Source organism: Streptomyces sp. NRRL F-6492, from assembly GCF_001280125.1.
Classification (GTDB): domain Bacteria; phylum Actinomycetota; class Actinomycetes; order Streptomycetales; family Streptomycetaceae; genus Streptomyces.
The window spans coordinates 1-7,563 of the sequence record NZ_LGEG01000066.1 but is presented as its reverse complement, the minus strand read 5'-3'; the positions used below and the strand labels follow the sequence as shown (position 1 = coordinate 7,563).

4 protein-coding genes are annotated in these 7,563 nt (G+C 74.3%); 2 read left to right on the top strand and 2 right to left on the bottom strand.

What is annotated here, in order from left to right:
• Both ADL08_RS07830 and ADL08_RS07825 read left to right on the top strand, forming a co-directional pair.
• The coding region (locus ADL08_RS07830) for a 2-oxoacid:acceptor oxidoreductase subunit alpha (protein WP_053641336.1) at positions 1 to 1,854 on the top strand (1,854 nt) is incomplete at its 5' end.
• Positions 1,847 to 2,941 (top strand): 2-oxoacid:ferredoxin oxidoreductase subunit beta, encoded by a 1,095-nt coding sequence (locus tag ADL08_RS07825; RefSeq protein ID WP_053641334.1) that lies wholly within the window; start codon positions 1,847 to 1,849, stop codon positions 2,939 to 2,941. The genes ADL08_RS07830 and ADL08_RS07825, both read left to right, overlap by 8 nt.
• Positions 2,942 to 3,005: 64 nt before the next feature.
• On the opposite strand, the gene ADL08_RS07820 is transcribed toward ADL08_RS07825, so the two are convergent.
• Entirely contained in the window at positions 3,006 to 5,216 is a 2,211-nt protein-coding gene (locus ADL08_RS07820) for a bifunctional serine/threonine-protein kinase/ABC transporter substrate-binding protein (protein WP_053641333.1), read from the bottom strand.
• A gap of 6 nt (positions 5,217 to 5,222) precedes the next feature.
• On the bottom strand, positions 5,223 to 7,364 hold the full coding sequence (locus ADL08_RS07815; RefSeq protein WP_053641335.1) for a bifunctional serine/threonine-protein kinase/ABC transporter substrate-binding protein: 2,142 nt from the start codon (positions 7,362 to 7,364) through the stop codon (positions 5,223 to 5,225).
• Positions 7,365 to 7,563: the final 199 nt, after the last annotated feature.

Genomic DNA, 7,563 nt, shown 5'->3' with positions numbered 1-7,563 from the left:
CGCCGGCTCGATCGGGTGATCATCCGTTTCGCGGGTGATTCGGGTGACGGGATGCAGTTGACGGGTGACCGGTTCACCTCGGAGACGGCGTCGTTCGGCAACGACCTGTCGACGCTGCCGAATTTCCCGGCGGAGATCCGTGCGCCGGCCGGGACGCTGCCGGGGGTGTCCTCGTTCCAGCTGCACTTCGCCGACCACGACATCCTCACTCCCGGTGACGCGCCGAACGTGCTGGTGGCGATGAACCCGGCCGCGCTGAAGGCGAACATCGCCGACGTGCCCTACGGCGGGGAGGTCATCGTCAACACGGACGAGTTCGCCAAGCGGGCGATGGCGAAGGTCGGCTATGCGGTCTCGCCGCTGGAGGACGGTTCGCTGGAGGGCTACCGGGTGCATCCGGTGCCGCTGACGACGCTGACGCTGGAGGCGCTGAAGGACTTCGGGCTGCCGCGCAAGGAGGCCGAGCGGTCGAAGAACATGTTCGCGCTGGGGCTGCTGTCGTGGATGTATCACCGGCCGACGGAGGGCACCGAGGCGTTCTTGCGGGCGAAGTTCGCGAAGAGGCCGCGGATCGCGGAGGCGAACGTGGCCGCGTTCCGGGCGGGCTGGAACTTCGGGGAGACGACGGAGGACTTCGCCGTCTCCTACGAGGTCGCCCCCGCCACCGCCGCCTTCCCCGCCGGCGTCTACCGCAACATCTCGGGGAACCTGGCCCTGTCCTACGGGCTGATCGCGGCCGCCCGGCAGGCCGACCTGCCGCTGTACCTGGGCTCGTATCCGATCACGCCGGCCTCCGACATCCTGCACGAACTGAGCCGGCACAAGAACTTCGGCGTGCGCACGTTCCAGGCGGAGGACGAGATCGCCGGGATCGGCGCGGCGCTGGGCGCGGCGTTCGGCGGCTCGCTGGCGGTGACCACCACCTCCGGTCCCGGGGTGGCGCTGAAGTCGGAGACGATCGGGCTGGCGGTGTCGCTGGAGCTGCCGCTGCTGATCGTGGACATCCAGCGCGGCGGTCCCTCGACGGGGCTGCCGACCAAGACCGAGCAGGCCGATCTGCTGCAGGCGATGTACGGGCGCAACGGGGAGGCGCCGGTGCCGGTGGTCGCGCCCCGCACGCCGGGCGACTGCTTCGACGCGGCCCTGGAGGCCGCCCGGATCGCCCTGACCTACCGCACCCCGGTCTTCCTGCTGTCCGACGGCTACCTCGCCAACGGCTCCGAGCCCTGGCGCATCCCCGAGACCGGCGAGCTGCCGGATCTGCGGACCACGTTCGCCACCGGCCCCAACCACGAACTGCCGGACGGGACGGAGGTGTTCTGGCCCTACAAACGCGACCCCGAGACCCTGGCCCGCCCCTGGGCGGTGCCCGGCACGGCGGGCCTGGAGCACCGGATCGGGGGAATCGAGAAGCAGGACGGGACGGGGAACATCTCCTACGACCCGGCCAACCACGACTTCATGGTCCGCACCCGCCAGGCCAAGACCGACAACATCGCCGTCCCCGACCTCGACGTCGACGACCCGGACCGGGCCCGCACCCTGGTGCTGGGCTGGGGGTCGACCTACGGGCCGGTCACGGCGGCCGTCCGGCGTATCCGCCGGGAGGGCGGGGCGATCGCCCAGGCCCACCTGCGCCACCTCAACCCCTTCCCCCGCAACCTCGGCGACGTCCTGCGGCACTACGACACGGTGGTCGTGCCGGAGATGAACCTCGGCCAGCTCGCCACCCTGATCCGGGCCCGCTACCTGGTGGACGCCCGCAGCCACACCCAGGTCAACGGGATGCCGTTCAAGGCCGAACAGCTCGCCGCCGTCCTCAAGGAGGCCATCAAGGAGGCCATCGATGAGTGAGCCGCTCCTGAACCTGGTGCCCCGCGCCGAGGCCGTCCAGTCCATGAAGGACTTCAAGTCCGACCAGGAAGTGCGCTGGTGCCCCGGCTGCGGCGACTACGCCGTACTGGCCGCCGTCCAGGGCTTCATGCCCGAACTCGGCCTGGCCAGGGAGAACATCGTCTTCGTCTCCGGCATCGGCTGCTCCTCCCGCTTCCCCTACTACATGAACACCTACGGGATGCACTCCATCCACGGCCGCGCCCCCGCCATCGCCACCGGCCTGGCCACCTCGCGCCGCGACCTGTCGGTCTGGGTCGTCACCGGCGACGGCGACGCCCTGTCCATCGGCGGCAACCACCTCATCCACGCCCTGCGCCGCAACGTCAACCTCACCATCCTGCTCTTCAACAACCGCATCTACGGCCTCACCAAGGGCCAGTACTCCCCCACCAGCGAAACCGGCAAGATCACCAAATCCACCCCGATGGGCTCCCTGGACGCGCCGTTCAACCCGGTCTCCCTCGCACTGGGCGCGGAGGCCTCCTTCGTGGCCCGCACCGTCGACTCCGACCGCAAACACCTCACCGAGGTCCTGCGCCGGGCCGCCGACCACAACGGCACCGCCCTGGTGGAGATCTACCAGAACTGCAACATCTTCAACGACGGCGCCTTCGAGGTCCTCAAGGACAGGGACCGGGCCCAGGAAGCGGTGATCCGCCTCGAACACGGACAGCCGATCCGCTTCGGCACCGGCCTGGCCAAGGGCGTGGTGCGCGACCCGGCCACCGGCGACCTGGAGGTCGTGGAGGTGACGCCCGCCAACGAGGACCGGATCCTCGTCCACGACGCCCACGCCACCACCCCCACCACCGCCTTCGCCCTCTCCCGCCTCGCCGACCCCGACACCCTCCACCACACCCCCATCGGCGTCTTCCGGTCGGTGGACCGGCCGGTCTACGACACCCTCATGGCCGAACAGCTCGACACCGCCGTCGAACAACACGGCAACATGGCCGAACAGCTCGACACCGCCGTCGAACAACACGGCAAAGGCGACCTCGCCCACCTCCTCACCGGCAACGACACCTGGACCGTCACCGGCTGACGCGGCCGGAGTGACGGCGCGACGACGTGACGGGGGGGGCGGGTCCACCGGGGCCCGCCCCCTCTCACGACTCCTCCGCCCTCTTCGCCTCCGCCACCGCCGCCTCCGCGAACTCCCCCAGGAAGTGCGGCTTCCCGTCCCTCACCTGCCAGAGGAAGAGCCCGACGAGGCTCGCGGCGCTGCTCTCCCGGCCCGCCGACGAGTACATCTTGGCGAGCCCCCGGTACGGGGTCTGCCGCAGGCCGTTCGCGACCCCCGACGCCGTCGCCTCGGAGTGGTTCCCGACCGTCGTGCCCAGCGCCTGGAGCGTCCAGTTGACGGCGTCGTACGCCTCCGTGGCGTACGGGTCGACGGGGGTGGTGCCGGGCAGGCCCCAGCGCTTCCGGTACGCGGCGGCGAAGTCCTCCGCCGCCGGGAGGCCGTCCGGGTCGACGTGGGCCGTGCCGAAGTACCAGCCCTCGGCCGCCGGGCCCGCGAGGTCGAGGAACTCCTGCGCGAAGGGCCGTTCGACGCTGCCGCAGGGCCCCCGGAAGCCCTGGTCGCGCAGGGCCTTCGCGCAGAGGGCGGCCCGGCGCGGCGAGGTCCCCACGTACATCACGGCCTGCGGGTCCGTCGCGAGGGCGGCCCGGACGGCGGGGGCGAAGTCCTCGCCGTCCGCCTCGACGGGGTGGGAGGTCGCCGTCCCGCCCCGCGCCTGCGAGGGCGGGGTGGCCTTCACGCTCCTGACCGCGAACCAGGTGTACCGGCCGCCGTCGCGGTCCTCCACGAGGGCGGTCCGGACGATCCCGCGCTCGGAGAGGTAGCGCGCGAACGGCACGATCATCGAGTCCGGGGAGGGGCGGGGTTCGAAGTAGGTGCGTTTGGTGGTCTGCCCCTCCACCGTGTTGCCGGTGGGGACGGCGGCGAGGACGCTCACCAGGGGGACGGAGCGGTCGACGAGTTCGGCCACCGCGGCGAGGACGCTCGGGACGGTCGTCGGGCCGACGACGCCGACGAGCCTCTCGTCCTGGAGCAGGGTGCGGGCGGCGGTCGTGGCGCGCTTCCCGTCCCCGCCGTCGTCGGCGGTGCGCAGGACCACGTCGAAGGCGCGGTCCTCGCGGGCGTTGTGGGCCTCCACCGCCAGCCGGGCGCCGCGCTCCTGCGCCCGCCCGGCCGCCCCGGTGGGGCCGCTCAGGTCGGTGAGGACGCCGATCGTGTACGCGGGGAGGGCGGCGCCCTTGCCCGCTCCGGTCCCCGTGCCCCTTCCGGCGGGGGCGCGGCCGAGGAGCCAGGCGGTCAGGCCGCCCGCCCCGGCGACGGCCGCCGCGGACCCGGCGATCAGGACGCGGCGGCGCGGGATCCCGCCGGCCGCCGGTCCGGGGGGCACGAGCAGGGTCGCCTCGGGGACCGGCAGGTCGAGGACGCGTGAGGAGCGCCGGGCGATCAGCGCGGGCAGGCCGGGCGGCAGCCAGTCCCCCGCCGGTCCTTCGGCCTCCCCGAGGGCGGCCCGCACCTCCGCGGCCGTGGGCCGGGCCGCCGGGGCCTTGGCCAGACAGGCCGTGACCAGGGGCAGGATCGTGTCCGGGACCTCGCGGAGGTCCGGCTCCTCGTGGACGGTGCGGTAGACGACGGCGGCCACCGCGCCCGTACCGAAGGGGCGCTCGCCGGTCAGGGCGTACGCGAGGACGCAGCCCAGCGAGAAGACGTCGCCGGCCGGGCCGACCTCCTCCGCCCCGCCGACGCGGGCCTGTTCGGGGGCGAGGAAGCCGGGGGTGCCGATCATCGCGTCCGTGGCGGTCAGGGCGGTGGCCCCGGCGGACCGGGCGATGCCGAAGTCGATGAGGCGCGGCCCGTCGAGGGCGAGGAGGACGTTCCCCGGTTTGACGTCCCGGTGGACGAGCCCCGCCGTGTGCATGCCGGCGAGCGCGGCGGCGAGCCGGGCGCCCAGGGCCCGTACGGTCGGCTCGGGCAGGGCGCCGTGCAGGGCGACGGCCTCGGCGAGCGAGGGCCCGGGGACGAACTCGGTCGCCAGCCAGGGCTCCCGGGCCTCCGGGTCGGCGCCGAGGACGCGGACGACCCAGCGGCCGGTGATCCGCCCGGCGATCCGGGTCTCGCGGCGGAACCGCTCCCGGAAGCCGGGGTCGGCGGCGTGCTCGGCGCGGATGAGCTTGAGCGCGACGAGCGCCCCGCCGGCGGAGCGGGCGAGGTAGACCACGCCCATGCCGCCGGCGCCGAGACGGCCGAGGAGCCGGTAGCCCGCGATCGAGGAGGGGTCGGCCCTGCGGAGCGGCTGCACGGGCGGTCAGGCCTTCGTCTTGTCGGCGGGAACGGCGGGCGCGGTGCCGACCGCCTTGTAGGCGCCGTCCTGCACGCCGTACACGAACGTGCCGACGCCGGTGAGGTCGCCGTACTTGTCGAAGGAGTAACCGCCCATGACGCCGGTGTACTTCTTCGCCCGCAGCTGTGCCCAGAGGCCCTTGCGGGCCGGGGTCCCGCCGGCCTTCGCGTTCGTGGCGAGCTGGTCCAGGACCATGTTCACCACGTCGTACGACTCGCCCGTGTAGTACGCGGGAGCGGCGCCGTAGCGCTTGCGGTACGCGGCGGTGAAGCCGGCGGCCTCCTTGCGGGTCGCGGGGTCGAGGACGGGCGCGCCGAAGAACCAGTTCTCGGCGGCCGGCCCGGCCTCCTTCAGGAAGGCGGGGCCGAAGGCGTGCTGGCCGCCGAACCGGGGCCCGGTGAAGCCGAGTTCGAGGAGGGCGCGGGCGGCGAGGACGGCGGTCTCGCGGACCCCGCAGTGGACGTACGCGTCCATGCCCGCGTCCATCATCTCGCCGACGATCGTGCGGTAGTCCCGCGCGCGGGCGGGGACGACCCGGTAGTGCGGGGTGATCTTGGCCTGTCCGAAGCCGAACTGGACGCCGCGCACGAGGAGCCAGCTGTACTGGTCGTCCGTGCGCTCCTGGAGGACGCCGGGCTTCCGGATCGTGGGCAGGAGCGTGACGGCGAACGCGAGGTACGCGCCGCCCATGGGGTGGTTGGGGATGGCCCGGAGGACCGTGGCGTTGGGCGGGCTCTGCTTGTCCCGCAGGGTGAAGAGGTTGTAGCCGGCGGAGGTGGTGAGCAGCGGGAGGCCGGCCTCCTCGAAGGCGGGGAGCGCGGCCTGTCCGGTGTCGTCGGAGGTGGGGCCGAGGACGGCGACGACGCCGGGGTCGGTGGTGAGCCCGCGGGCCGCTTCGAGGGCGGCGGTCCGGTCGCCCCGGTCGTCGGCGACCTTGAGTTCGAGGGCGAACGGCTTGTCCCGGCGGGCGTTGAACTGCTCGACGGCGAGGCGGGCGCCGCGCTCCTGGGCCAGCCCGATCTCCTTGGCGGGGCCGGAGAGGTCGGCGAGGACGCCGATCTTCCAGGAGGTGCGGGGCGGGGGGTTCTTGCCGTCGCCCCCGCGCCCGTCGTTCCCGAGGGCCGACCAGGCGGCGAAGGAGCCGCCGCCGACGGCGAGGGCGGCGGCGCCGGAGGCGAGGAGCAGGAAGCCGCGTCTGCTGCGCTTCGGCGGCTCCGCCGGGCCGGTGCCCGCCGCGGTCGCGTCGATCCCCGGCAGGGCGAGCATGCGGGCGGAGCGCTCGGCGATGGTCCGGACGACGGGGGCGGGCAGCCACTCGGCGGTGTCGCCGGGGTCGTCCTCGACGAGCCGTACGCCCGTCTCCGCGGCGGCCGGGCGGGCGGCGGGGTCCTTGGCGAGGCAGGCCCGGACGAGGTCGAGCAGCCCTTCGGGGACGCCGGTGAGGTCGGGTTCGTCGTGGACGGTCCGGTACAGGAGGGCGTCCGGGGTGCCGGTGCCGAAGGGCGGGCGCCCGGTCGCCGCGTACGCGAGGAGGCAGCCGAGGGCGAAGACGTCGGTGGCGGGCCCGATGGCGTCGGCGCGGGCCTCCGCCTGCTCGGGGGCGAGGAAGCCGGGGGTGCCGACGACCATGTCGGTGGCGGTGAGGGCGGTCTCGCCGGTGGCGCGGGCGATGCCGAAGTCGATGAGCCGGGGGCCGTCGACGGCGAGGAGGACGTTCCCCGGTTTGACGTCCCGGTGGACGAGCCCGGCCGCGTGCACGGCGGCGAGGGCGCGGGCGACGGACCGGCCGAGGAGGCGGACGCTCCGCTCGGGCAGCGCGCCGTGCGCGGCGACGGCCTCGCCGAGGGAGGGCCCGGCGACGAAGGCGGTGGCCATCCAGGGCTCGGGGGCGTCCGGGTCGGCGCCGGTGACGGGGACGGCCCAGGGGCTGGAGACCCGGCGGGCGGCCTCGACCTCGCGGCGGAACCGGGCCCGGAAGTCGGGCTGGTCGGCCTGGTCGGCGTGGGTGACCTTGACGGCGGCGAGCTCGCCGCCCTCCGTACGGCCCAGGTAGACGACCCCCATGCCACCGGCCCCGAGCCGCCCGAGCAGCCGGTAACCGGCGATGACGGAGGGATCGGAGGGGAGGAGAGGCTGAAGGTCCCCGGGCTGGGACGGGTTCCCTTCGGGGTTTCCTGCGGGGGGCTGGGGCGGCGCGCCGTGCGCGGCGACGGCCTCGTGGAGGGAGGGCCCGGCGACGAAGGCGGTGGCCATCCAGGGCTCGGGGGCGTCCGGGTCGGCGCCGGTGCCGGGGACGGCCCAGGGG

Bases quoted from the DNA above. Each gene is read 5' to 3' on its own strand.
- ADL08_RS07825 (WP_053641334.1), top strand. From the start codon at position 1,847: ATGAGTGAGCCGCTCCTGAACCTGGTGCCCCGCGCCGAGGCCGTCCAG.